This is a genomic window from Mesorhizobium sp. B2-5-4 (assembly GCF_006441095.1).
Lineage (GTDB): Bacteria > Pseudomonadota > Alphaproteobacteria > Rhizobiales > Rhizobiaceae > Mesorhizobium > Mesorhizobium salmacidum.
The window spans coordinates 65,790-89,510 of record NZ_VFUR01000021.1 but is presented as its reverse complement, the minus strand read 5'-3'; the positions used below and the strand labels follow the sequence as shown (position 1 = coordinate 89,510).

The 23,721-nt window shown below is 64.1% G+C and carries 31 protein-coding genes; 19 read left to right on the top strand and 12 right to left on the bottom strand.

The window, feature by feature from the left end; genetic code table 11:
* The first annotated feature begins 78 nt into the window (after positions 1-78).
* From FJ492_RS23305 to FJ492_RS23280, 6 genes are all read left to right on the top strand, one after another.
* Positions 79-402, top strand: a complete 324-nt coding sequence (locus FJ492_RS23305; RefSeq protein WP_027146469.1) for a metalloregulator ArsR/SmtB family transcription factor — start codon at positions 79-81, stop codon at positions 400-402.
* Entirely contained in the window at positions 399-830 is a 432-nt protein-coding gene (locus FJ492_RS23300; protein WP_140508446.1) for an SRPBCC domain-containing protein, read from the top strand. Before FJ492_RS23305 ends, FJ492_RS23300 begins: the two co-directional genes overlap by 4 nt.
* A 77-nt stretch (positions 831-907) precedes the next feature.
* A complete protein-coding gene (locus FJ492_RS23295; RefSeq protein WP_140718426.1) occupies positions 908-1,300 on the top strand; it encodes a VOC family protein in 393 nt (130 codons plus the stop codon).
* Between the two features lie 38 nt (positions 1,301-1,338).
* On the top strand, positions 1,339-1,560 hold the full coding sequence (locus tag FJ492_RS23290) for a hypothetical protein (RefSeq protein WP_181166729.1): 222 nt from the start codon (positions 1,339-1,341) through the stop codon (positions 1,558-1,560).
* Positions 1,561-1,572: 12 nt separating this feature from the next.
* A complete protein-coding gene (locus tag FJ492_RS23285) occupies positions 1,573-2,016 on the top strand; it encodes a DUF1801 domain-containing protein (protein WP_140772469.1) in 444 nt (147 codons plus the stop codon).
* A 34-nt stretch (positions 2,017-2,050) separates the two neighbouring features.
* Positions 2,051-2,449: a DUF1801 domain-containing protein gene (locus FJ492_RS23280; RefSeq protein WP_140508454.1), complete on the top strand. Its 399-nt coding sequence runs from the start codon at positions 2,051-2,053 to the stop codon at positions 2,447-2,449.
* 176 nt (positions 2,450-2,625) lie between these two features.
* On the opposite strand, the gene FJ492_RS23275 is transcribed toward FJ492_RS23280, so the two are convergent.
* The 5 genes from FJ492_RS23275 to FJ492_RS23255 form a co-directional block, all read right to left on the bottom strand.
* Entirely contained in the window at positions 2,626-4,608 is a 1,983-nt protein-coding gene (locus tag FJ492_RS23275) for a glycoside hydrolase family 127 protein (protein WP_140772467.1), read from the bottom strand.
* Between the two features lie 21 nt (positions 4,609-4,629).
* Positions 4,630-5,487: a carbohydrate ABC transporter permease gene (locus FJ492_RS23270; protein ID WP_140508458.1), complete on the bottom strand. Its 858-nt coding sequence runs from the start codon at positions 5,485-5,487 to the stop codon at positions 4,630-4,632.
* Positions 5,487-6,413, bottom strand: a complete 927-nt coding sequence (locus FJ492_RS23265; RefSeq protein ID WP_140508459.1) for a sugar ABC transporter permease — start codon at positions 6,411-6,413, stop codon at positions 5,487-5,489. Before FJ492_RS23265 ends, FJ492_RS23270 begins: the two co-directional genes overlap by 1 nt.
* A gap of 375 nt (positions 6,414-6,788) precedes the next feature.
* Positions 6,789-8,036 carry a sugar ABC transporter substrate-binding protein gene (locus FJ492_RS23260; RefSeq protein WP_140772465.1) on the bottom strand — a complete coding sequence of 416 codons (1,248 nt, stop codon included), beginning with the start codon at positions 8,034-8,036 and terminating at the stop codon, positions 6,789-6,791.
* 62 nt (positions 8,037-8,098) lie between these two features.
* A complete protein-coding gene (locus FJ492_RS23255; protein WP_140772463.1) occupies positions 8,099-9,148 on the bottom strand; it encodes a LacI family DNA-binding transcriptional regulator in 1,050 nt (349 codons plus the stop codon).
* A 62-nt stretch (positions 9,149-9,210) separates the two neighbouring features.
* On the opposite strand from FJ492_RS23255, the gene FJ492_RS29305 reads away from it, so the two are divergent.
* The 3 genes from FJ492_RS29305 (at position 9,211) to FJ492_RS23240 (ending at position 10,199) form a co-directional block, all read left to right on the top strand.
* A complete protein-coding gene (locus FJ492_RS29305) occupies positions 9,211-9,711 on the top strand; it encodes a hypothetical protein (protein WP_246676096.1) in 501 nt (166 codons plus the stop codon).
* Between the two features lie 4 nt (positions 9,712-9,715).
* Complete coding sequence (locus FJ492_RS23245; RefSeq protein ID WP_140718435.1) at positions 9,716-9,907, top strand: hypothetical protein; 192 nt, start codon at positions 9,716-9,718, stop codon at positions 9,905-9,907.
* Between the two features lie 73 nt (positions 9,908-9,980).
* Positions 9,981-10,199 (top strand): DUF6500 family protein, encoded by a 219-nt coding sequence (locus FJ492_RS23240; protein WP_140750643.1) that lies wholly within the window; start codon positions 9,981-9,983, stop codon positions 10,197-10,199.
* Here the strand turns inward: FJ492_RS23240 and FJ492_RS23235 are convergent, their stop codons facing one another.
* Together FJ492_RS23235 and FJ492_RS23230 are read right to left on the bottom strand one after the other, a co-directional pair.
* Positions 10,200-10,466 (bottom strand): DUF1488 domain-containing protein, encoded by a 267-nt coding sequence (locus FJ492_RS23235; protein ID WP_140772461.1) that lies wholly within the window; start codon positions 10,464-10,466, stop codon positions 10,200-10,202.
* A complete protein-coding gene (locus tag FJ492_RS23230) occupies positions 10,463-10,717 on the bottom strand; it encodes a hypothetical protein (RefSeq protein WP_140718438.1) in 255 nt (84 codons plus the stop codon). Before FJ492_RS23230 ends, FJ492_RS23235 begins: the two co-directional genes overlap by 4 nt.
* Positions 10,718-10,963: 246 nt before the next feature.
* Between FJ492_RS23230 and FJ492_RS23225 the strand changes: the two genes are divergently transcribed.
* The 3 genes from FJ492_RS23225 to FJ492_RS23215 all read left to right on the top strand — a co-directional run bounded on the left by FJ492_RS23225 (position 10,964) and on the right by FJ492_RS23215 (position 13,677).
* Entirely contained in the window at positions 10,964-11,278 is a 315-nt protein-coding gene (locus FJ492_RS23225; protein ID WP_140718439.1) for a co-chaperone GroES, read from the top strand.
* Between the two features lie 58 nt (positions 11,279-11,336).
* A complete protein-coding gene (gene groL, locus FJ492_RS23220; protein ID WP_140750637.1) occupies positions 11,337-12,953 on the top strand; it encodes a chaperonin GroEL in 1,617 nt (538 codons plus the stop codon).
* A 226-nt stretch (positions 12,954-13,179) separates the two neighbouring features.
* The gene (locus FJ492_RS23215) at positions 13,180-13,677 is read left to right on the top strand and encodes a GAF domain-containing protein (protein ID WP_140772459.1); all 498 of its coding nucleotides are present in this window, start codon (positions 13,180-13,182) and stop codon (positions 13,675-13,677) included.
* 16 nt (positions 13,678-13,693) lie between these two features.
* Here FJ492_RS23215 and FJ492_RS23210 read toward each other — a convergent pair whose 3' ends face one another.
* The 4 genes from FJ492_RS23210 to FJ492_RS23195 all read right to left on the bottom strand — a co-directional run bounded on the left by FJ492_RS23210 (position 13,694) and on the right by FJ492_RS23195 (position 17,683).
* Positions 13,694-14,743, bottom strand: coding sequence for an alpha/beta fold hydrolase (locus FJ492_RS23210; RefSeq protein ID WP_140718442.1), 1,050 nt, complete (start codon positions 14,741-14,743; stop codon positions 13,694-13,696).
* A 175-nt stretch (positions 14,744-14,918) separates the two neighbouring features.
* Positions 14,919-15,968: an AraC family transcriptional regulator gene (locus FJ492_RS23205; protein ID WP_140772457.1), complete on the bottom strand. Its 1,050-nt coding sequence runs from the start codon at positions 15,966-15,968 to the stop codon at positions 14,919-14,921.
* Between the two features lie 124 nt (positions 15,969-16,092).
* Positions 16,093-17,154, bottom strand: a complete 1,062-nt coding sequence (locus tag FJ492_RS23200) for a YeiH family protein (RefSeq protein WP_140772455.1) — start codon at positions 17,152-17,154, stop codon at positions 16,093-16,095.
* Positions 17,155-17,305: 151 nt separating this feature from the next.
* Positions 17,306-17,683, bottom strand: coding sequence for an ester cyclase (locus FJ492_RS23195; RefSeq protein WP_181166728.1), 378 nt, complete (start codon positions 17,681-17,683; stop codon positions 17,306-17,308).
* A 345-nt stretch (positions 17,684-18,028) separates the two neighbouring features.
* On the opposite strand from FJ492_RS23195, the gene FJ492_RS23190 reads away from it, so the two are divergent.
* The 5 genes from FJ492_RS23190 (at position 18,029) to FJ492_RS23170 (ending at position 21,704) form a co-directional block, all read left to right on the top strand.
* Positions 18,029-18,514 (top strand): GNAT family N-acetyltransferase, encoded by a 486-nt coding sequence (locus tag FJ492_RS23190; RefSeq protein WP_140772453.1) that lies wholly within the window; start codon positions 18,029-18,031, stop codon positions 18,512-18,514.
* A 2-nt stretch (positions 18,515-18,516) separates the two neighbouring features.
* The gene (locus FJ492_RS23185) at positions 18,517-18,900 is read left to right on the top strand and encodes an ACT domain-containing protein (protein ID WP_140772451.1); all 384 of its coding nucleotides are present in this window, start codon (positions 18,517-18,519) and stop codon (positions 18,898-18,900) included.
* A gap of 153 nt (positions 18,901-19,053) precedes the next feature.
* Positions 19,054-20,487, top strand: a complete 1,434-nt coding sequence (locus tag FJ492_RS23180) for an aldehyde dehydrogenase family protein (RefSeq protein ID WP_140772449.1) — start codon at positions 19,054-19,056, stop codon at positions 20,485-20,487.
* A gap of 114 nt (positions 20,488-20,601) precedes the next feature.
* Positions 20,602-21,012 carry an MbcA/ParS/Xre antitoxin family protein gene (locus tag FJ492_RS23175; protein ID WP_140508495.1) on the top strand — a complete coding sequence of 137 codons (411 nt, stop codon included), beginning with the start codon at positions 20,602-20,604 and terminating at the stop codon, positions 21,010-21,012.
* Positions 21,006-21,704, top strand: a complete 699-nt coding sequence (locus FJ492_RS23170; RefSeq protein ID WP_140750623.1) for an RES family NAD+ phosphorylase — start codon at positions 21,006-21,008, stop codon at positions 21,702-21,704. The genes FJ492_RS23175 and FJ492_RS23170 overlap by 7 nt, the downstream gene beginning before the upstream one ends.
* 21 nt (positions 21,705-21,725) lie before the next feature.
* On the opposite strand, the gene FJ492_RS23165 is transcribed toward FJ492_RS23170, so the two are convergent.
* The gene (locus FJ492_RS23165; protein WP_140772447.1) at positions 21,726-22,598 is read right to left on the bottom strand and encodes a LysR substrate-binding domain-containing protein; all 873 of its coding nucleotides are present in this window, start codon (positions 22,596-22,598) and stop codon (positions 21,726-21,728) included.
* A 124-nt stretch (positions 22,599-22,722) separates the two neighbouring features.
* Between FJ492_RS23165 and FJ492_RS23160 the strand changes: the two genes are divergently transcribed.
* Positions 22,723-22,926 (top strand): hypothetical protein, encoded by a 204-nt coding sequence (locus tag FJ492_RS23160; RefSeq protein WP_140772445.1) that lies wholly within the window; start codon positions 22,723-22,725, stop codon positions 22,924-22,926.
* Positions 22,927-22,954: 28 nt separating this feature from the next.
* Positions 22,955-23,707 (top strand): sulfite exporter TauE/SafE family protein, encoded by a 753-nt coding sequence (locus FJ492_RS23155; protein WP_140772442.1) that lies wholly within the window; start codon positions 22,955-22,957, stop codon positions 23,705-23,707.
* The last annotated feature ends 14 nt before the right edge of the window (positions 23,708-23,721 follow it).

The following is a 23,721-nucleotide window of genomic DNA, read 5'->3' as shown; positions in this document are numbered from 1 at the left end:
GTCGCTCCATGTTCCGGCTTGACATATATATCCCGGCGGTTATACGTAAACCAATAGCCAACGGGTTATTGATTGCACATGACCGATGCTCACGATGCGCTGTTCAGGACACTTGCCGACCCGACGCGGCGCGCCATCTTCGAACGATTATGCCGCCAGGGGGAGCAGACCGTGGGCGCTCTGACAATCCAGTCCGGCGTCTCGCAGCCGGCGGTGTCGAAGCATCTCGGCTTGCTGAAGCAGGCCGGGCTGGTGCGCGACCGCCATGAAGGCCGCCAGACGCATTACAGTGCGCAGCTCGCCGCGCTGGCGCCGCTGATGGACTGGACACGCCATATGGCGGGGTTCTGGGAAAGCCGGTTCGACGACCTCGAGGATTTGCTCAAGAGGATGGACCAGTGAACGATAGTGCCCAGGAGACCCGCACTGTCGTCGTCGAGCGGGAAATCTCCCATCCGCCGGAGAAACTCTGGCGCGCGCTGACGCACCCGCATCTGATCGAGGAGTGGCTGATGAAGAACGATTTCAATCCGGTCGTGGGCCATCGCTTCAACATCAGCGCCGACTGGGGCGGCGTGCTGGACTGCGAGGTGCTTGCCGTCGAGCCGCACAAGACGCTGTCCTACACCTGGAACCTGGCGCACCAGGACCCGGCCTTCGATCTCAGGAGCGTGGTGACTTTCACGCTCACCCCGACGTCAACGGGAACCCATCTGCGCATGGAGCAGGCCGGTTTCCGGCCCGACCAGAGACGGGCCTATGGCGGCGCCAAGGTGGGGTGGCCGCAATTCCTGGAGAAGCTGGAAGAGCTTCTGGCGCGGACGGACTGAGGTCTCCGGCCAGGCCGAAAGTCACACAGCACTGTTAAAGGGCGGTTCTCCGCCAGCAAAACCCATGGAGAAAAGCGATGAAACTCAAACTGACCAGCATCTATGTCGACGATCAGGAAAAGGCACTTGCCTTCTATACCGATGTGCTGGGCTTCACCAAAAAAGCGGATTTCAGCAACGGGCCGTTCCGCTGGCTGACGGTCGTCTCGGCCGAAGAGCCCGACGGGACCGAATTGCAGCTGGCGCTGAACGACAACCCGGCGGCCAAGGCCTACCAGCAGGCGATCTTCAAGCAGGGACAGCCGGCACTGATGCTGTTCACCGACGACATCAAGGGCGATCATGAACGCATCAAGGCGAATGGCGGTGCCTTCGCCATGGCGCCGACCGCGGTGACCGGCTCGACCATCGCCCAGGTGAATGATGGCTGCGGCAATCTCATCCAGATCACGGAGCTGGCGCGCTGGTAAGGGGCGCCGGTTTTCAACGCATGCAAGAGGAGGTAGCATTGGACTGGAGCAAATGGATCAGGCAAACGCATCGCTGGCTGTCGATCATCTTTACGGCAACCGTCGCCGCCAACTTTATCACCATGGCGTTCGGGCAGCCGCCCGCCTGGGTGATCTATTCGCCACTCCTGCCGCTCTTTCTCTTGCTGTTCAGCGGCCTCTATATGTTCGTGCTACCCTATATTTCCAGGGGACGCAGCGTGCAGCGGGCCAACGGATAGGAAGAGAGCGGCATGGCCAAGATCGAGCAGAAATCGACCAGGCCCGCCAAGGCTGAGCCGAAGCTGCTTTCCGGCGGCAACCCGCAGATCGCCAAAGGCTACGGCGACGCGCCGGTACAGGCCTATATCGCGGCCATGCCGGGCTGGAAGCGCGAGATGGGCGGGCGGCTCGACGCGCTCATCGAGCGCGCCGTGCCCGGCGTGAACAAGGCGGTGAAATGGAACTCGCCTTTCTACGGCGTCGAGGGCGAAGGCTGGTTCCTCAGCTTCCATTGCTTCACCAAGTACATCAAGGTGGCTTTCTTTCGCGGCCAGTCCCTGGACCCGGTGCCGCCGGGCGAATCCAAGAGCAGCGATACGCGCTATTTCCACATCCACGAGGACGAGGCCTTCGACGAGGCGCTGTTCAGCGCCTGGGTGAAGCAGGCCAGCCAATTGCCTGGCGAGCGTATGTGAGCGCGCTATTTCCAGCGTTTGAAGGAGAAACGGCATGACGACCACCGGACTGCAGGACAGCAAATCCCCCTCCGAGCTGATCGACGGCAGGATCAGGGAACTCGGCGACTGGCGCGGCGAGATGCTGGGGCGGCTCCGCGCGCTGATCCATCAAGCCGATCCCGACGTGGTCGAGACGTGGAAATGGCGCGGCGTGCCGGTGTGGGAGGATGCCGGCATGATCTGCACGGGCGAGACCTACAAGGCCGTCGTCAAGCTGACCTTCGCCAAAGGGGCTGCGCTGCCCGATCCCGCACGCCTGTTCAACTCCAGCCTCGAAGGCAATACGCGCCGCGCCATCGATTTCCAGAAAGGCGAAGAGGTCGACGAGGAGGCCTTTAAGGCGCTCGTGCACGCCGCCGTGGCGTTGAACAAATCGAAGGCGCGAAGGTAACTGCGTCTGTCGACAAAGGCCGCCGTCGGCGCTGCCCCTCACTGTCCTGCCGGACATCTCTCCCCGTAAACGGGGCGAGATGGGCTGGCCGCAACGCCGGCGCCCGGTCGTTCTCTTTCATCGTCCGGCGCATCGGCTTCGGCATGTTCCTGTTCGAGCGGCCAAGGCGTCTGCGGTCAGCCGTCCCGCAGCCAGACCAGCATCTCGCCGGGCTCGCGGTTGTCCCAGGCGAAATAGGGGATGGCGGTCAGGCGCGTCTCGACCTTAGCCGGCGGTTCGGAGCGATAGAGCCCGTCCCGCCAGCCGTCGCCGGCATCGGCTTGCGCCGTGGCTGAAAGCGTCACCACACCGCCGAGCAGGTCCGGCTCGTCATGCGCCTCTATGCCGGCCGTACGCGGCAGGGTCAGGCGATGCAGGCTGGTGTCATTGTCGGTCGCCTCGACGCAGTAGATCAGCGGCCCGCGTGACAGCGCGACGCGGCCGGCATCCTGCCGGACCTCGGGATTGGCGTAGAGCCGCTCGATCGGCATTTCGAGATCGAGCCGGACACGGTCGCCCTTTGTCCAGTTGCGCCGGATGGCGGCGTAGCCGTCGCTGGTCAGTTCCTCGAGGTCGACCGCTTCACCGTTGATTTCCAGCTTGGCACTGGGACTCCAGCCCGGCACCCGCAAATGAAGCGTGAACGCCACCGGCGCCTGCGGCTCGACCGTGATCTCGACCGCGCCATCCCAGGGATAGCGGCTCGCTTGCGCCAGCGTGACCGGCACGCCCGATATATCGAAGCGAGCGGTGGAGTCGCCGTAGAGGTGAACCGCAAGGGCGTCGTCGGCCAGGCTGTAGAAATAGCTGCCGATGGAGGCCACCATGCGCCCGACATTGGGCGGACAGCAGGGGCAGCGGTGCCATTTCCATCTGTTGTGCTTGCCCCGGCTTTCCAGCGGGTTCTCGTAGAAGAACAGCGAGCCGTCGAGCGACAGGCCGGAGATGGAACCATTGTAGAGCGCGCGTTCCATCATGTCGGCGTAGCGGGCGTTCGGCCCCATGCCGAGCATGCGGCTCGCCCAGAACACCAGCCCGACCGAGGCGCAGGTCTCGGCATAAGCGGTTTCGTTGGGCAGGTCGTAGTCGCTGGTGAACCCCTCATTGTGCGCCGACGGACCGAGCCCGCCGGTGATGTAGAGGTTCTTGGTGGTGAGGTCGTCCCACAGGCGGTCGAGCGCCACCCGCAGCGTGTCGTCGCCATATTCGGTGGCGATGTCGGCCATGCCCGAATAGAGATACATGGCCCGCACCGCATGGCCGACGACCTTGTCCTGCTCGCGCACCGGGATGTGCGACTGGCTGTATTCGTAGGTCTTGAAGTGATAGGCCTTCGGGTCGGCGCCTCGGGCGCGCGCCTCCTCGTCGAAATAATGCGGCTGCTGGCCGCGCTGGTCGATGAAGTATTTGGCCAGCACCATGTACTTTTGTTCGCCCGTCACCCGCGCCAGCTTGACCAGCGCCAGCTCGATCTCTTCATGGCCGCAGTAGCCCTTCTTCTTGCCGGGCTCGGGCCCGAGCACCGAAGCGATGTGGTCGGCGTAGCGGCACATGATGTCGAGCAGCTTGCGCTTGCCCGTCGCCTGGTAGTAGGCGACCGCACCCTCGATCAGGTGGCCGGCACAATAGAGCTCGTGGCAATCGCGCAGATTGGTCCAGCGCTTGCCGGGCTGGATGCGCTGATACCAGCTGGAGAGATAGCCGTCCTCCTGCTGCAGCCTGCCGTACATGTCGACGACGGCGTCGATCTTCCTCTCCAGTTCGGGGTTCTTGCGCCGGTAGAGCGAATAGGCCGCGGTCTCGATCGTCTTGCCGAGATCGGAATCCCAGAACATCTGCGTGGTCACCGTCGAACCGGTGAAGCCGGCGGAGGCGGCCTCGTCGGGAGACGGCGAGTGGAAGGGAATGACAATTCCGGGCGAGGGGCGGTCAGGGTCGATCTGCTCCAGCATGCGCGCCTCCACGCAGCGGTCGTAGAGGATGTCGGCGGTGCGCGTCGCGACCGCCTCGGCGCGGTCGCCCCAGAAGCCGCGCACGTCGACCTGCGGCACCGGCAGCGGGCGGAAGGCGAGCTTCGGCTTGCCCGTCTTAGCCATTTTGGCGGTTTGCGATGCGGTCATGAACTCACTCCATTCGATCGATTATTTGACGGCTCCGGCCATCAGGCCGCGGATGTAGAAGCGCTGCAAAGCGAGGAACAGGATCAGGCACGGCACCATCATCACGGTGACGCCCGCCTGCACGGCGCCCCAGTCGATGGCGCCGAAGCGGCCCGATTGAAGCGCGGTCATCATCACGGGCAGCGTGAATTTGGATTGGTCGGTCATCAGCACCAGGGCGGCGAGGAACTCGTTCCAGGCGCCGAGGAAGGCAAACAGCGCGATGGTCACGACCCCCGGCCAGACCAGCGGCAGCATCACCTTTATGAGCATGGTGGCGTTGCCGGCGCCATCCATGCGCGCGGCCTCCTCGATCTCGCGCGGCACCGCGTCGAAGGCGTTGCGCATCATGAAGATCGAGAACGGCAGCTGCAGCGTCACATAGACGCCGACCAGCCCGGTCAGCGTATTGTGCAGGCCAAGCTTGGTCAGCACCAGGAAGATCGGCGTCAGGATCGACTGGAACGGGATCATGATCGTCGACAGGATGAGGACGAAGAACAGATCCTTCAGGGGAAACCGAAACCGCGAAAAACCGTAGCCGGCGAGCACGCTGACGATGACCGACAATATGACCGTCATCACCGAGACATAGATGCTGTTCTGCGCCGAGGCCCACAGGCCATCGCCGAAACTGTTCAGTGTTTGATAGTTCTCGAGCGAGAAGCCGGACGTCGGCCAGGGCGGCAGCGGCGGCAGGCGGGCCTCCTGCGCCGGCTTGAAGGCCGACAGCACCGTCCACACGATCGGCGCCACGAACAGCACCGAGGCGACGATGCCGGTGGAGTGCCTGGCCAAGCGCGCGGCGAGCTTGCCTCTGCCTGACATCGCCTGCGCCATCAGTCGAGCCCCTCGGGCTTGCGCAGCAACCAGAGCTGGACGAGGCTGAGCGCCACAAGGATGACCAGCAGCACCATGGAAAGTGCGGCGCCATAGCCGAGCTTGAACGAGACGAAGGACTGGTTGAAGATCCAGTACACCGCCGTCAGCGTCTGGTTGCGCGGGCCGCCGCGCAGGATGATGTAGAACTGGTCGAAGGCAAGGATCGAACCGGCCACCGACAGGATCAGAGCTAGCGCCAGGGTGCGGCGCATCAGCGGCAGGGTGATCGCTCGGAACCGTGCGAACGGTCCGGCACCGTCGATAACGGCTGCCTCCTGCAGGTCCTGCGGGATCGATTGCAGGCCGGTCATCAGGATGATCATGGTGAAGCCGGCGACCTTCCACACCACCATGGCGATGATCGACCAGAAGGCCGGCTGGAAGGTGGCGAGCAGGTTGAATTTTCTGTCGATCAGGCCGAGGTCGTAGGCGGCCGGGCTGAACAGGCCGGAATCGACGTTGAGGAGCCATGACCAGAGCAGGCTCGCCGAGGCAAAGCCGACCACCGCCGGCATGAAGAACATGGTGCGGTAGAGGTTGGTGAAAGGGCGCGGCCGCTCGATGAAGATCGCCAGCGGAAAGGCGACGGCGAAGATCGCGATGGTGACGACCAGCGTGTAATAGCCGGTGAATCTCAGCGCGTTCCAGAACCTGGTGTCGCGCAGGATCGCCCAGTAATTGCCGAGGCCGATGAAGGAGTGCTCGCCCATCAGCGGCCAGTTGTGCAGCGACATCCAGGCCGTCATGCCGAGCGGGATGACGAAGAACAGCATGACCAGCGCCACCGCCGGCGCGACATAAAGCAGGCCGATCCATTGCCGGCGCCCGGCACCGACGAGTTTTCGGGCGCGAGGCGGGGCGGTGGTTGTGGTGATGGCGGTCATGGGTTGCCCTTTCCTTCTCCCCTTGTGAGGTGAGCGGCCAGTTCGCCGAAGGCGAATTCATCGTGCCAGTGCCACGATGAAAGGCCAGCGAACGCCGGGACGCTGCGAAGCAGCGGGGACCCGGCAGGGTGGATCGGCCATCCCCCGGCCCTTCGCAGGCTCAGGGCGTTGAAAGCTCGAAAAGCCAAGCAGTTGGCTTTTCGCCCGCTGCGCGGACCGCTTCTCACCCCACAAGGGGAGAAGGGGGAGCGAAGTTTGATACGCCCCGAACTCGTGATGGACATGAATTCTTTCAACGCGATAGCCTGCTATTTGAATGGAACAATTTCCGGCCGCCCGCCCAGGGAGACAGGCGGGCGGCCGGCAGGCGTCCGCTTACTTCTGTGGCGCCTGGTCGATGATCGACTGCATGGTCTCCTGGGCGTTGGCGATCGCGCCGTCGACGTCGTCGCCGAAGAAGACCTCGTTGATCATCTGCGTCCACGGGCCGTTGGCGGAGTTGATCAGGTCGTTGAAGACCACCGAATAGGGCGTCTTGCCCTTGGCCATCGCCTCGGCGGCGATCTGGTAGCGCGGATCGAGATCCTTCAGCGCGTCCTTGGCGATGTCGCCGCGCACCGGCAGGCTGCCGTATTTGGCGAGGATCGTCTGGCCTTCGAGCGAATAGGCGAAGTCCAGGAACTCTTTCACCACGGCTAGTTTCTTGGTGCCCTTGGTGACGACGAAATTGTCGCCGCCGGCAAAGGACGACCAGTTGCCATCCTTACCCGGCAGGAAGATTACGCCGTAATCGACATTGGGATATTGCGTGTTGAGCGCGCCGATGGCGAAGGCGCCGGACGGCGAGATGCCGATATTGCCGGCGGCGAAGGCGGCAAAGAAATTGGCGCCGGTGTCGGTCTGCGCGCCCGCCGGCACCAGGTCCTTCTTGACCATGGAGCGGTAGAGATCGATGGCGCCGCGCAGCTGCGGGCTGTCCAGCGTCGCCTTCGAGCCGTCCTCCGACAGGATGTCGCCGCCCGAGGCCCAGATCAGCGGCGTGAAGGTGAAGATGTTGCAGCCGCCGCAATTGCCGGAGAAGTAGAAGCCCTTGATGTTGCCGCCAAGCGCATTGACCTTCTCGGCGTCGGCTTCGATCTCGGCCCAGTTGGCGGGACCTTTCTCGGGGTCGAGGCCTGCCTGCTTGAACAGCTTCTTGTTCCAGATCAGCACCGAGGCGTCGGCCGAGAAGGGCAAGCCGTAAATATGGTCCTTGTAAGTGCCGGTCTTCACATGCGCCGGCGACAGGCTGGAAAAATAGGGCAGGGACTTCGCCCAGTCGGTGATGTCCTCCAGCTGGCCGGCGGCGGCGAAGGAGGGCGTGTAGATCAGGTCGAGCGACAGCGCGTCGGGCGCCGTACCGCCGGCGGCCGCCGCGCCATATTTCGGGATGATCTCGGCATTGGGGATGATGTCGAGCTTGACCTGGTCCTTGTTCGCCTTGTTGAAGGCGTCGACGATCCTTGGCATGAAGTTCGAGCCGTCGGCGCGTACCCAGATGTTGGCGGTATCGGCGGCGGCAAATTGCAGGCCGCAGCCCAGAACGGCGGCCGTAAGGCCCAGTTTGGCAATCAAAGTCCTCATGTTCTCCTCCTCCACATTTGGCCGCGATGCGCGGCTTGCCGCCGATTGCGGCGCTTCGTTCTTCAGCCGTCTTTCTCACCATCCGGCAGGCGGCCGCAGGACTGCCGCACCACCAGCCGGCACGGCAGTTTTCTGATACCTGGCGTGGCGGGTTTGCCGCCGACCAGGGAAAGCAGGGTCAGCCCGGCCTCGCGGCCGAGTGCTGCCAGGTTCATGTCGACCGAGGTCAGCGGCGGGCGGGTGGCCTCGGCCACGATCTCCCAATTGTCGAAGCCGATGACGCCGACATCATTAGGCACGCCGAGGCCTCGTTCGCGCAACGCATCGATGACGCCGCGCGCGATCTGATCGTTGCCACAGAAGACGGCGTCCGGTTTTTCGCCGTTGCCGTCGAACAGTTTTGCCACGGCATCATGTCCCCAGGCTTCCGACCAGGAGCCGAGCAGCGGCTCGATCATCGGCAGGTCGTTTTCCGTCAGCACGGCGCGGTAAGCCTGCGCCCGTTCGTGCACCACGGCAAAGCTCGCCGGCCCGCTGACATGGGCGATGCGCTTGCGGCCGAGCCGGCAGAAATGCTCGATCGCGAGCCGCGCGCCGTCGCCGTCGTCGGAGACGAAGGCGACGGCGTCGGGATCGGGCTGGGTGAAGGCGTAGATCACCGGGACGCGCAGATTGGAGAGGTCGACCGGCAAATGGCGGTCGATGCGCTTGCCGGTGGCGATGATGCCGTCGACGCGCTTGTCGAGCATGGCCTCGACATGGAGCTGGCCGAGGCGCTGATCCTCCTCGACATTGCACAGGAACACCGAAACGCCGGCATCGACCAGCGCGTCCGATATGCCCGACATCAGCGGCAGCGAGAAACGGCCATAGGTATCGTTGGTGAGCAGGCCGACGGTGAAGGAGCGGCGTCTGAGCAGGCTCTGCGCCAGGCTGTTGGGCCGGAAGCCCAGGCTGCGCGCCGTCTCACGGATGCGCTCGCGGGTCTCGGCCGTCATGCGCCCCTGGTCGTTGAGCGCTTTCGAGGCGGTGGCGACGCTGACGCCGGCCTGCGCAGCCACGTCACGCAAGGTGACGGGCTTGGGAAAGACTGGCGGGTCGTCCGATGCCATCGCGGCAAGAATCCTTAGTTGGGAAAAGGTTTTCCCTTACCGGCCAAAACAAGGCCCGGCCAATGGCCGAGCCCGATCGGGAACATCTGGAAAAACCTTTTCTCAACTCAAGGCTAGGCCAGATCGAAGGACTGATCAAGGGGAAAAGTTGCAGTCGCTCGCGAGACCGGATTTCGCGACGGGTGCCGCCAATCGGAGCGGGGGTCACTGTTGGCCGCGTGCGCCAGCTGAAAGGATCCGACATCTCCCGGACCGATCGGCAGGTGGCGCCGATTTGGTATGCAAGGAGTTCGCGAAAAGGGTGCTATGGAGGACTGGGCATCCCTTTGCCGGGAGCCCATCCCGCGACATTCGAGGTCAGTTTCGTGCCGCTCTTGCCCGTCTTTGGAAAACTTGGCGCCAAGGCACCGGTTGCCGTCATTCCTGTGCCGGTCCGGACGGCAGGTCTTGCGGCGCGATTGCGGCAGGCCCTGGCCTCGTACGGCGCCAAGGCGTTGCAACTGTCGGTCGTCGTCTGGACGGTCGCTATCCTCGGCGCCGCATTTCTCTTCGCGCGAGGCTAGCCGCATGGCCGACCGTTATGCACTGCGCATGGACTTGCCCCAAAGCTGGGCCATCATCGATGTCTTTACCGGCCAGCCCGCGGTGGTCAGGCAAAGGGTGATGGTCGGCATGAGCCCGCAGGATGCCAACGCGCTGGTCGATCAGATGAATATCCGCGACGTCAAGCGCCGGGAGAGGGCCGAACGTAAATCCTGACCTGTCCAACGTTTGCCCAGGGCGGTACTTGGCGCGGGCAAGATCCCGCCGCACCGCAAATCAGAGGATTCTCGTGAGACCCAGCCTGAAGCAGAAGATACTGGAGGTCTGTGACCGCAGGATTTCCGAAAAAGGGCCCAGCGTCGGCGTGTCGTTCTATGCGTTCTTCGCCAACAGGAACGACGACCCCGAGTTGCTGATGGAAGTCGCCCAATGGTGGATCAGAACCCACCGCCTCGACCATTTTGAAAAGGCTGCGAAGATACGCACGATGGTCGCGGACCTCGGCTGATCAGCTGAAATCGGCGGCCGTCAGCGCATACAGGCTCTTGTGGGTGCGGCCGTAGGCCTTGGCGGCGACGTCGTGGATAGTGGAACTCGACCTGTCGAAGGCGGCAAGATAGCCGGTCTCGTCGGCGGCGGTGTCCGGCTGTATCCTGCTCATGGCGTCGGCGGCCACCGAGAAGGAAATCTGGAGCATGCCGTCATGGCCGACGAAACGAATGCGTTGGCCGGCCACATCATAGCTGCGGCTGCGATTGGGAAAGGTCAGGCTCATGTCTTGACCCCCGTTGCGGCGGCCTTCTTGGCCACCCGTTTCGTCTTAGGCGTCGGATTCAGCGCTTCCGCCACGCGGTCGGCTTCTTCCTTGGCCAGCCGCAACTCCCTCAGCCTTGCCGTCTTGATCGCCCTGGCTTTCGCCTCGGACATGTATTCGGCGGTTGCCTTGTTGCGCTCCGCGTTCTTCTTCTGCTTGTCGACAAAGCGGGCTTCAGCTTTTTCCATGATCGTCTGATTGCCGTCGGCCATCGAAGAAATCTCCTTTGCGCATGAAATCGTGAAAACGAACTTGTCGGATAAATAGGCGCTCGACCGGCAAAATTCAACTTTTTGAAATATTTGGCTGATTTCGGATATCAGGAAACCGGGTGCGAAAATAATACTTCCAATATCTAATTCCGTCCCACGATAAATTTTGGCACTCCTATCTATCGAGTGCCAAATCGCCTATAGAGAGGGCGCGGCCGCCTATGCCGGCCCCAGAAAGAAGTTCTCATGAAGTTCCGTCCACTCCACGACCGCGTCGTCATCCGGCGCGCCGAAGGCGATACAAAATCCAGGGGCGGCATCATCATTCCCGACAATGCCAAGGAAAAGCCGCAGGAAGGCGAAGTCATTGCCGTCGGCCCGGGGGCGCGCGACGAAAAGGGCGCGCTCGTTCCGCTCGACGTCAAGACCGGCGACTTGATCCTGTTCGGCAAATGGTCGGGGACCGAGGTCAAGATCGACGGCGAAGACCTGCTGATCATGAAGGAAGCCGACATTATGGGCGTCATCGAAAAGGCTGCCGAAGCCAAGAAGGCCGCCTGACTGGAGCGCCGCGCGTTCGGCGCGGCGACTGGCCCCTCAAACTCGAACGGAAAAAATCATGTCCGCCAAGGAAATCAAATTCTCCACCGATGCGCGTGACCGCATGCTGCGCGGCGTCGAAATTCTCACCGATGCGGTGAAGGTGACGCTGGGCCCCAAGGGCCGCAACGTCATCATCGACAAGGCTTACGGCGCCCCGCGCATCACCAAGGACGGCGTCACCGTCGCCAAGGAAATCGAGCTTGCCGACAAGTTCGAGAACATGGGCGCGCAGATGGTGCGCGAAGTGGCCTCGAAGACCAACGACCTCGCCGGTGACGGCACCACGACAGCCACGCTGCTGGCCGCTTCGATCCTGCGCGAAGGCGCCAAGCTGGTCGCCGCCGGCATGAACCCGATGGATTTGAAACGCGGCATCGACCAGGCCGTCGCCGCCGTCGTCGGGGAAATCAAGGCGAAGGCCAAGAAGGTCAAGTCGTCGGCCGAGATCGCGCAGGTCGGCACCATTGCCGCCAATGGCGACGCCAGCGTCGGCGAAATGATCGCCAAGGCGATGAACAAGGTCGGCAATGACGGCGTCATCACCGTCGAGGAAGCCAAGACCGCCGACACCGAACTCGACGTCGTCGAAGGCATGCAGTTCGACCGCGGCTATCTCAGCCCCTACTTCGTCACCAATGCCGACAAGATGCGCGCCGAGCTTGAGGACCCCTACATCCTCATTCACGAGAAAAAACTCGGCAATCTGCAGGCGATGCTGCCCATCCTCGAAGCGGTGGTGCAGGGCGGCAGGCCGCTGCTGATCATTTCCGAGGACGTCGAAGGCGAGGCCCTCGCCACCCTGGTCGTGAACAAGCTGCGCGGCGGCCTCAAGGTCGCGGCCGTCAAGGCGCCGGGCTTCGGCGACCGTCGCAAGGCGATGCTGGAAGACATCGCGGTGCTCACATCGGGCCAGATGATTTCCGAGGATCTCGGCATCAAGCTTGAAAACGTCACCATCGAGATGCTCGGCCGCGCCAAGCGCGTGCTGATCGACAAGGACACCACCACGATCATCGACGGCGCCGGCACCAAGGCGACCATCCAGGCGCGCGTCGCCCAGATCAAGGGCCAGATCGAGGAGACGACCTCGGACTACGACAAGGAAAAGCTGCAGGAGCGGCTGGCAAAGCTGTCAGGGGGCGTAGCCGTCATCCGCGTCGGCGGCGCCACCGAATCGGAAGTGAAGGAAAAGAAGGACCGCATCGACGACGCGCTGAACGCCACGCGCGCGGCCGTGGAAGAAGGCATCGTGCCAGGCGGCGGCGTCGCCCTGCTTCGTGCCCGGTCGGCGCTATCAGGCCTGAATGGCGCCAACGCCGATGTCACCGCCGGCATCTCCATCGTGCTTCGCGCGCTTGAGGCGCCGATCCGCCAGATCGCCGAGAATTCCGGTGTTGAGGGCTCGATCGTTGTCGGCAAGCTCGCCGACAGCAAGGATCACGATCAGGGCTTCGACGCCCAGAACGAGGTTTATGTCGATATGATCAAGGCCGGGATCGTCGACCCGGCGAAGGTGGTGCGCACGGCATTGCAGGACGCCGGCTCGATCGCGGCCTTGTTGATCACCGCCGAAGCGATGATCACCGACGTCCCGCCGAAGGATGCGGCACCGGCGGGCGGCGGCGGCTACTAAGATCCAGCCCGGACTGCGAAGGGTGGTTCATGGAGGCCACCTTTTCAGGCCCGACCTGTTGAGCTAGGACGGCGGCGGCTATCCTCATCTTGAGGCTTTCGCCGGGGTTGGGATTCACGCTAGACTATTTCCGTGGGCCGTTGGTGCAAAGCTTTAGCCGATTTGGGCTTTGCCCGATTTGGCAACCGATCGAACGGAACCGCGATCCTCAGTTCGGAGACAAGTCATGTTTGCGGCCCAGGCCATCGATACCTCAGACAAGGCCGCGTTCTATCGTGACCTCGCCAAGCAATTGAAAGCGCTGCTCGAGGGGGAGCACGACTCGATCGCCAACGCCGCCAACACCTCGGCGCTGATCTTCCAGATGGTGCCCGACCTCAACTGGGCCGGCTTCTACTTCCTGGCATCGGACGAAGAACTGGTGCTCGGCCCCTTCCAGGGCAAGCCGGCCTGCGTGCGCATCGCGGTGGGCAAGGGCGTATGCGGAACGGCGGTCGAGCTCGGCACCTCGATGCTGATCAAGGACGTGCATGATTTCCCCGGCCACGTCGCCTGCGACGCCGCCTCGCGCTCCGAGCTGGTGGTGCTTTTGGAAGACGAGGAGGGCGTCTTCGGCGTGCTCGATCTCGACAGCCCGACGCCCGGCCGTTTCGACAGTGCCGACCAGGCCGGCATCGAGGCGCTGGCCGCGATCTATGTCGCGGCGAGTTCGTTCCAGGACTGACCTTCCGGCAGCGCAATCAAGGCGCTGCCTTCAGCGCGCGCCTGAAGGCCGTGGTCGCCATGTCGATCAGTTGCGCGTGGATTTGCGCGCGTGACCGGCCCGCGCCGTCGTCGCATACGGGGTCGCCGATCTCTTGAGATATGATGAGCGCCGACGCGCCGGGTTTGCACTCGCCGAACATGCTGTAGTGGCTGGCATCTCCGATCGTTGCGTAGCTGGCATTGGGAATCGCGTTGGCGATGCCCGACGCATCGGTGGTCGCGGGGATTTTTCCCGGCTGGCCAAGATTGACGATATCGACCGGGATTTTGATGCCGGAAATGCTCCCGGCGTCAAAGACATCCGATGGCGCGGGGTCGACCGCCATGACGAAGCGGACGCGCCGGTCACTGTTGTCGCGGCCGGCGAGCCGCATATCCATGGCGTGGAGGTCGACGCCGCTTTGCCTCACCCAGCCGCAAAGCGATGCGTTGAGCAGGTCGGTGTCGCAATAGGCCGCCAGCAGCTTCGGGTCGACGCGTGCACCGGCAATGGCGAGCGCCGTGCCTCCGCCCATAGACAGGCCCAGGGCGCCCACTTTGCCTTGCTCGATGTGGTCCCGGAAGGAGGCCTCGTTTTCCATCGCGTCCAGGGTTGCCGTGAGATCGGTGGGTCGCAACCACAGTTTCATCGTCTCGGCGGCGGACCTGTTTTTCCCGCCGTTTCCCGGATGGGTGGGCGCGGCGACGATGAAGCCTTGCCTCGCCAGAGGCGCCGCTATCCAGCTCAGGGCTTGCGGGGTGCCGGCCAGGCCGGCGCCATGCGAGAGCAGGATGAGAGGGAATTTGCCGGGAGAGACCGGCGCATCACGCTCGGCCGACGTTCCGGTGAAGAACTCGCTGTCGCCGAGCATGACAGCCACGCCGCCCGGTTCTGCCGGATACCAGACGGTGACGTCGAGATCGCTGCCGCGCTCCAGCGATCGGGCGGCAACATGGCGAACACCGACGGCATCGCCGGCATTGGCCTGGTGTTGCAGCGCAAGCGTGGAAATGATGATGGCGCAAAGCATGGTTCGAAATCTCATTGAAGTCTCCGTTTTCCGACAGCGCCATCGCCGCAACTCCCGAAGTCTCCGGGCAGCAGCTTCGGTCGCAGTCTCGATGACGCGGTATCGCCGGGTCTGGGGGCGCCCGCGACCTCGATTGCGATCGAGGACGTCCACAATCGCGATCTGGTACGGCCGCCGCGGAACGGTGTGCTCAGCTGCTCACGGGGCTCGCAAAGGATGGCGCCCGCGTGTTCTTCTCGCGCCAGGCGAGCGGGGTCGTGCCGGTCACGCGGCGGAACTCACGGTTGAAGTTCGATTTGGTCTGGAAGCCGGCGGCGAACATGATTTCGGTGACGGACTGCCCGGTTTCGCCGAGCAGCCGACAGGCCTCGGCGATGCGGTGTTCGTTGACATATTGCGAGACGTTCCTGGCCATCGCCCGATTGATGGCCGCCGAGATCTGCCGCGCCGGAATTCCGGCCCGCCTGGCAAGCCGGTTAAGGTTGAGGTTGGCGTCGCGATAGAGCTTCTTCTCCTGCATCAGCTCGTTCACCCTGGCGATCGTGTCGGCGTCTTCGCCGTCATCGGGCGGCGATAATTGGCCTATCGGATCGGCGAGGGTGCCGGGAATATGGCTTTGGCTGGCCGCCGCCGCCGCTACGCCGACAATGACGAGGATAAACAGATTGGCGATGCCGATGATCGTCGCGGCACGGTCGTCATGGCCGGATGCCAGCTCGAAGGATACCAGCATGTCGACCAGGGCCGACAGGCACAGTGCCGATGCCGCCGCGATGATGGCCCTATAGGCAGGCACCGCGCCGTCGAAAGGCGCCAGCCGAAGCCCATCCGCGCCGGACCGCAACAGCCAGAGGATGGCCGCGGCGTAGATGAAGTCGATTGCGACGAGCGCCACGTCAACCGCGTCGCGCCGCACGATGACCAGCAGCATGACGATTGCCGCCGGCGCCGCGTGGAGCATCAGCAAGGCCGGCCACCGGCGGTGTCCGGTGCGGACCAGCCTCGAGACACCGGCGTAGAGCAGCGAGGGCATGATGGCGGCGGAGACGGGAGCGATGTAGCCGACCGCGCGGAGGTCATAGCCCCAGCGCAGGCCGGTCAATACGGATTGCAACGCGGCAAGCAGGATCAGGCTAAGAAGCGGCAGGTTGGGCGCGGCGTCATCCTCGCGCCTGGCGACGACCCAGAGCAGGATGAACAGCAACAGCGCGACGACGAAGGGCAGGGGGACGAACGGCATGGGTCGGGGGCTCTGTGCTGACAGACGGACCCTAGCCGAAGTGGTCTCGATTCCCAATTAGAGCCGTTCGAAAACCGGTCCGCACTTTTTCTGGAACTACTCCAGCGATAGGGCTGAGCCCGTCTCAGACCAATTTCACCAGCATCAGGCTGAAGCAGCCGATGAACAGGAAGGCGCAGAAGGCGAGCGCCAGCGGGCGCAGGCCGCGCGAGCGCAGTTGCGAAATGTCGGCCTGCAGGCCCATGGCGGCAAGGCCCATGGTCAGCATGATGGTGGTGGCCAGCACTACCGCCTGCTTCACTTCGGCTGGTATCGTAACCAGGCTGTTCAATGCCACGGCGGCGACGAAGGCGGCGACGAACCACGGCATGGGCGGTCGCGCCGCCGACTGGTCGCTGCTCCCGCGGCGCGCCATCAGGCCGAGCGCGATGACCATCGGCGCCAGCATGGCGACGCGCGTCAGCTTGGCCACGGTGGCGGTCTCGCCGGACTGGGTGCCGTTCTGGAAGCCGGCGCCGATGACCTGCGCCACCTCATGGATCGAGGCGCCCGCCCACAGGCCGAAAGCATGCTGGTCGAGACCGAGCAGCGGCGCCAGCAGGGGAAAGCCGAGCATGGCGACGGTGCCGAACAAGGTGATCGAGGCGACGGCGTAGGTGACGTCCTCGTCGCGCGCGTCGGTGACGATGTTGGTGGCGACGATCGCCGAGGCGCCGCAGATCGAGGTGCCGGCGGCGATCAGCTGCGCCAGCCTGGCATCGACGCCGATCAGCCGGCCGAGCGTGATGGTGAAGACGAAGGTGGCGCCAAGGGTCAGCGCCACGATGCCGACGCCGCCGGCGCCGATCGAGGCGACCTGGCCGAGCGTCAGCTGGAAACCGAGCAGCACGATGGCGAAGCGCAAAAGGCGCTTTTGCGAGAAGGCGATGCCGGCCTTGGCGTGCGCCGGTGTGCCGAGCACGTTGGAATAGACCATGCCGGCGACGACGGCCAGGATCATCGGGCTGAACAGGGCGAAACCGGAGACATTGCGGGCCGAGAAGGCGACGGCCGTGATCATCGCCACCAGCACGATGCCGGGAATGATGCCGTTCGCCAGGGAATCGAGGCGCTTGCGACCCTGCGCCAGATCGGCGGAGATCGTGCTTTTCGGAATATCATTCGCGACGCGGGTCAGGGAGGGCAATGCAATTCTCCAAGCGACTACAACGGAGAAATGCCATTTCAGGACCAATCATTCCAACGAATTATTTTCGTTAGAATGATCGAGTTTTCCGAACGATTTTGCTTGTGCCGAAAGGCTGCCGCACCCGGATCGAGCAGCGAAGAGGCCGAGACTACAGTTGCGCTTCGATCGCCACCTTGTCGATTACCGACCAGACGTTCCTGATCCTGTCGTTCAGGAATTCATAGAAGACGTTCTCGCTGAAGGAGACTTTCCTGCCGTTGATGGGCAGGCCGAGGAAAGTTCCCTTGGGCGTGCAGTTGAACTGGAGGCGGCTGGCTATGAATGGCGGGTCGGAGATCAACAGCTGGACGTCGAAAAAGAGGTCCGGGATTTCGCGAAAATCCCGCTCCAGCATGTCGCGGTAGCCTGACAGTCCAACCCGGTCGCCATTGTAATGCACCTCGTCATGGACGAAGCGATGCAGCCTTTGCCAATCCTGGTTGTTGAGACAGTCGATATAGCCTCGATAGAGATCGGTTTCGCTCACGGCGATGGCTCCATTGCTAGAACGCCCGATCGGGAAGATAGAACGGCCACGGATACAATCCAGCGCTTTACCCGCGAAGGCATCGACCCGGGAAGGCCGGCGACGCCTGGCGGCGGCTGGCCCAACGACCGAGCCAGACGGTGCCTTGACGCATCACGATTGCTGCTCCAGCTTGCCGCCATGTTCGTTCTCGCTCCCGCCGACACCAAGCGACGCCGCCCCCGCACCGTGCGGAAGGGCACGCTGATTGCGCGACGAGGAAGACCGGCTTTATAGATCCGCTTCGTTTCCCAAAGCCCGCCCGCGAAAAACGCCGGCGGGCTTTTTCATGCCTGGAGCCTTGTGATGATTGCCAATTCTTCCATCCGGTTTCGCCCGGCCGAGCCTGCCGACGCCGCCACGATCCGCGACATCGTGCGCGCCGCCTATGCCAGATGGGTGCCGGTGATCGGCCGCGAGCCGCTGCCGATGCGTGCCGATTACGACAAGGCGATTGCCGAACGCCAGTTCGAGCTCGCCGTCGCGGAGGACCGCATTGTCGGCATGGTCGAGACCATGCTGGCCGACGATCACCTGTGGATCGAGAATGTCTGCGTCGCGCCGGAGGCGCAGGGCAGGGGCATCGGCCGGCTGCTGCTGGAGCATGCGGAAACCAAGGCACGCGAGGCGGGACGCCCGGAGCTCCGCCTGTTGACCAACGGCGCCTTCGAAGCCAATGTGTCGCTCTATCGCAAGCTTGGCTATACGATCGATCGGGAGGAGCCGTTTATGAACGGAACGACGGTCTATATGAGCAAGCGGCCAGTTGGATGCCCGCCAATCGGAGCGTGAGGATGACTGCCAGGATCAAGCTTAAGCAACTCACTGGCCTCTATGCGATTTCGCGGCTTCAATCCGATGACGGCATTCCCGCCTGGGCGGACGGACCGGGCTTCGTCAGCATCACCAGAACCGATGACGAGCTCTCGATCACCTGCCTCCAGGATCGCGTGCCGGATGCCGTCAAGCATGATCGCGACTGGGTCGCCTTCAAATTGCAGGGGCCGTTTGCGTTCGACGAAACCGGCATCGTGCTGTCGGTCATAAAGCCGCTGTCGGAAAACGGTTTGGGCATCTTCCTGGTATCGACATTCGATGGCGACCACCTGCTGGTGAAAGCGGCGGACGAGCCCGCGGCGAGAGGCTTTCTGCGCGAAGCCGGGCATACGCTGCTATAGTCCGCTCATCGCTGGTCCAGCCCTCTGGCTCAACCAGTGGCGCGCTGGCTCAACCACTTCGGGGGTTGCGTTTGACAGCGCCGTTTGTGCATCGTTATTTCGCGCCCGATATGACGGCCCGCCCGGCTATGCGGCACACTCCAGGAGAAACCCATGTCACACAATCTGCAGTTCTATATCGATGGCGCATGGGTCGATCCCGTCGTGCCTAACACGCTCGACGTCGTCGATCCGTCGAATGAGGATGTCTTCGCGCAGATCTCGCTCGGCTCCAAGGCCGATGTCGACAAGGCGGTGGCCGCTGCCAAGCGCGCCTTCGACACTTATGGCTTCACCTCGGTCGAGGAGCGCCTCGACGTCCTCAGCCGCGTCATCGAGGTCTACAAGAAGCGCAGCAAGGACCTGGCGCTGGCCGTGTCGCGCGAGATGGGCGCGCCGCGCCAGATGGCGCTCGACAGCCAGGTCGGCATCGGCCTGGCGCATCTGACTAAGATGACCGAGACGCTGAAGAATTTCCAATTCCGCCACGTCAAGGGCAACCACCTCGTGGTCAAGGAGCCGATCGGCGTCGTCGGCCTGATCACGCCCTGGAACTGGCCGCTGAACCAGATCACCTGCAAGGTCGGTCCGGCACTCGCGGCCGGCTGCACCATGGTGCTGAAGCCGTCTGAAATCGCGCCGCTCAACGCGATCATCTTCGCCGAGATCATCGACGAGGCCGGCGTGCCGAAGGGCGTGTTCAACCTCGTCAATGGCGATGGCCCCGGCGTCGGCCAGGCGCTGTCCAGCCACCCCGACATCGACATGATGTCGTTCACCGGTTCGACGCGGGCTGGCATATTGGTGGCCAAGGCCGCGGCCGACACGGTCAAGCGCGTGCATCAGGAGCTTGGCGGCAAGTCGGCCAACATCCTGTTCCCGGATGTCGATCTCGCCACCGCCGTCAGCAAGGGCGTCGCCGGCTGCTTCAGCAACAGCGGCCAGTCCTGCAACGCGCCGACGCGCATGTTCGTGCCGCGCGACCGCCACGACGAGGCCGCCGGATATGCCAGGGTGGCGGCTGAAAAGTTCACCGTCGGCCCGGCCGATGGCGCCAACACCAAGCTCGGCCCTGTCGTCAGCCAGGTCCAGTTCGACAAGATCCAGGACCTGATCCAGAGCGGCATCGACGAGGGTGCGACGCTGGTCGCCGGCGGCCCCGGACGCCCTGCCGAACTCAACCGCGGCTACTATGTCAGGCCGACCGTTTTCGCCGACGTCACCCACGACATGCGCATCGCGCGCGAAGAGGTTTTTGGGCCGGTGCTGGCGATCCTGCCCTACGACACGGTCGAACAGGCAGTCGAACAGGCCAACGACACCGTCTATGGCCTTGCCTCCTACATCCAGGCCAAGGACCTGCAGAAGGCCCGTGACGTGGCCGCGCGCATGCGCTCGGGCAACGTCTACATCAACTATCCCCAATGGGATGCCGGCCTGCCCTTCGGCGGCTATAAGCAGTCGGGCAATGGCCGCGAATACGCCGAATACGGGCTGGAGGATTTCCTCGAGATCAAGGGCATTGCGGGGTATGAGGCGGCGGAATAGGCGCGGGCGCCAGATTTCCTCGCCCTCATGGGGGCGAGGAACCGAAGTCCTGATGGCTTATCCTTGCCAATTGGCAGATACGTGCTATATATCTGCCATTAGCGAGGTCTAAACATGCAGCTTCAGTCCATCGTCACCACACCGGCCACGGTTGGCAGCGCAATTTCGGATGAAGAGGCGGGCGCCTTGGCGCGGACCACGATCAATCTGTTCAAGGCCTGGAATCTCACCGATTTCGAGGCCTGCGTCCTGCTTGGCGGCATCTCGGCGCGCACCTGGGCACGGTGGAAGGAAGGCGGCATCGGCCGGATCGACCGCGACCTGCGCACCCGCATGGCCCATCTGATGGGCATCCATAAGGGGCTGCGTTATCTCTTCACCGAGCCGGCACGCGGCTATGCCTGGATTCGCAAGCCCAATGCCGCCTTCGGCGGGCAATCCGCGCTCGACCTGATGATGCGCGGCGACATCGCCGATCTCGCGGCGATGCGCGAATGGCTCGACGCGGAGCGTGGTGCATGGTGAGTGGACTTGCGGTCCGGCGCCGCGTCCACTGGCCCCAGACCTATCGCATCATCCGCTCCATCCATCCGCCGATCGACCTGTTCGAGGACATCGCAGACCCGCGCGACTGGGAGGCGCTGGCCGCCGTCGAGGAGAAGACCAATCCGCGCATCCGGCTCGAGCTCGGCGATCTCGGCAAGGTGCCGGCCGCAAGGCGTGTTTCGGGTCCCGGCGCCAGTTTCGTCATGGCGCCTTTCGTGCATTGTTCGACCTTGCGGCCCGGCCGCTTCTCGGACGGCAGCTACGGTATCTATTATGCCGGCGACAGCGAGGACGTGGCGCTGGCCGAAACCATCCACCATCACCAGAAATTCATGCGCGCCACCAATGAGGCGCCCGGCTGGACAGCCGATTTCCGCGTGCTGATCGGCAGCGTCGACCGCGACCTCGACGACGTCAACGCCGTGCCCGGCGTGCTCGACCCGGACGACTACGCCGCGTCGCAGGCGGAAGGGCGGGCGTTGCGGGCCGCCGGCAGCGATGGGCTGGTGTGGAACAGCGTGCGCATGGCGGAAGGAGAGTGCATCGGCATCTTCTGGCCCGACGTCGTCGGTGTCCCGGTCCAGGGCCGCCACTACAGTTATCACTGGGACGGCGCCCGCGTCGATTTCGTGCGCCAGCACGACACGGGCAAGGTGTTGGAAGTGGTATGACCAGGCCGGTGCGGCTTGGCCTCACACCAGCGCCGCCGCCAGCAGCTTCGTCTGCGGCGTCAGCGCTTCGAAGCTGCGGGCGCACAGATTGAGCTGGCGCGTGGCCCAGTCATCGGTGAGCCGCAGGCTGCGCAGCGTGCGGGCGGCACGGCGCGCGGCACTTTCGGGCACGATGGCGATGCCGGCGCCTTGCGAGACCAGCCGGCAGACATTGTCGAGGCCTGGCACGCGGATGCGGAAGTGCAGGTGGCCGCCGAGCCTGGCGGCCTGGCGGGCTATGTGCTCCTGCAAGGGATGGCCGGCGCTCAAGCCGACGAAGGCTTCACCGAGAATGTCGGCAAGGGCGGCGGTACGGCTTTCGAGGCTGGGCTGGGTCCGCGCGATGATCACCACGAGCCGGTCGACGAAAAACGGTTTTTGCTCGAGATGCGAAAGGCCGGCCCAGCTGGCGGCGATGCCGAGATCGGCCGCACCGTTCGCCACCGCCTCGGCGATCTCATGGCTGGGGCGTTCGTCGAGGTCGACGTCGATCCGGGGATGCGCGGCCAGGAAGGCCGGCAGTGTGTCGCGCAGCAGTTCACTGGTCGCCGCCGTATTGGCCATCAGCCGCACGCGGGCGCGCAGGCCAGTGGCATAAGCGCAGAGCTCGCCGGCCATGGCCTCGATCTGGTTCTGCACCGCGCGCGCATGGTGGAGCAGCGCCTGTCCGGCCGCCGTCGGCACCACGCCGCGGCGCCGCCGCTCCAGAAGCGGCGCGCCCAGGCTTTCCTCCATGCCCTTGATGCGCGCGCTGGCCGAGGCGAGGGCGAGGCCGGCGAGTTCGGCGCCACGCGTGATGCTGCCGCGTTCGGCCACCAGCAGGAACAGCCGGAGATCGGTGAGGTCGAAGCGCATTTTTTCGCTCCTGCAAATCGTATCGCGTCGTTTCAGCCTTCGTGCTGGCCGAAGGCTGGCAGCGCAACTTCCACATTGTGGGCGGCGTGCATCTCAGTCAAATCATTTGCGGTGGAGATGTGTGATGCGTGAAAAAACATCAGGCCGGCAAGGCCTCGGGATTCTTGAAAGCGCGGCGATCGTGCTGGCGCTCGCGGTGGCCTCGCTTGCCACTGCGCAAATGCAGTCTGGCGTGCGGGGATGCGCGGTGACGGCGGCTTCCGTCAGCCGCGATGCCGTAACGGCAAAACCGGAAGCCGAGCCGACGGACATGTTGCTGCACGACTGAAGGAACCCGGCGTGCCCAAAGTCCATCCATGCTGAGCGGGGCCATAGCCTTCATCGGCGCCGTCTGCCTCGCTGCCGGCTTCGTCAAGGGCGTTGTCGGCATGGGGTTGCCGACCGTGGCGATGGGCCTGCTGGCGGTGACCATGCCGCCGGCGCAGGCCGCCGCTCTGCTGTTGATCCCGTCGCTGGTCACCAATCTCTGGCAGTTGTTCACCGGTCCGTCCTTCGGCGGCTTGTGCAAACGCCTGTGGACGATGATGGCCGGCGTCGTCATCGGCACCGTGACCGGCGCCGGCCTGCTGACCGGCGCGCACACGATGATGGCCTCGGCCGGGCTTGGCGCCGCGCTGGTGCTCTATGCACTGGTCGGCCTGGCCAAGGCCGGCTTCACCACGCCGCCGCGCCATGAGGCTTGGATATCGCCGCTGGTCGGTGTGGCGACCGGACTGGTCACCGGCGCCACCGGCGTCTTCGTCATTCCCGCGGTGCCTTATCTGCAATCGTTGCGGCTGGGGAAAGAGGACCTCATCCAGGCGCTCGGCCTGTCCTTCACCGTATCGACCTTGGCCCTTGGCTTGGGACTATTCACGACCGGCGCACTGGTATCGCCGACGGCGCAACTGGCGGGGTCGGTCCTGGCCCTGGCGCCGGCGCTGGCCGGCATGTTCATCGGCCAGGCGCTGCGCCAGAGGATGAGCGTCGGGACCTTTCGCACGGTGTTCTTCGCCGGCTTGCTGGTGCTGGGTGCCTATCTCGCGCTGGAGGCTGTGCTGCGGGGCTAAAAAGTGCCGGGGCG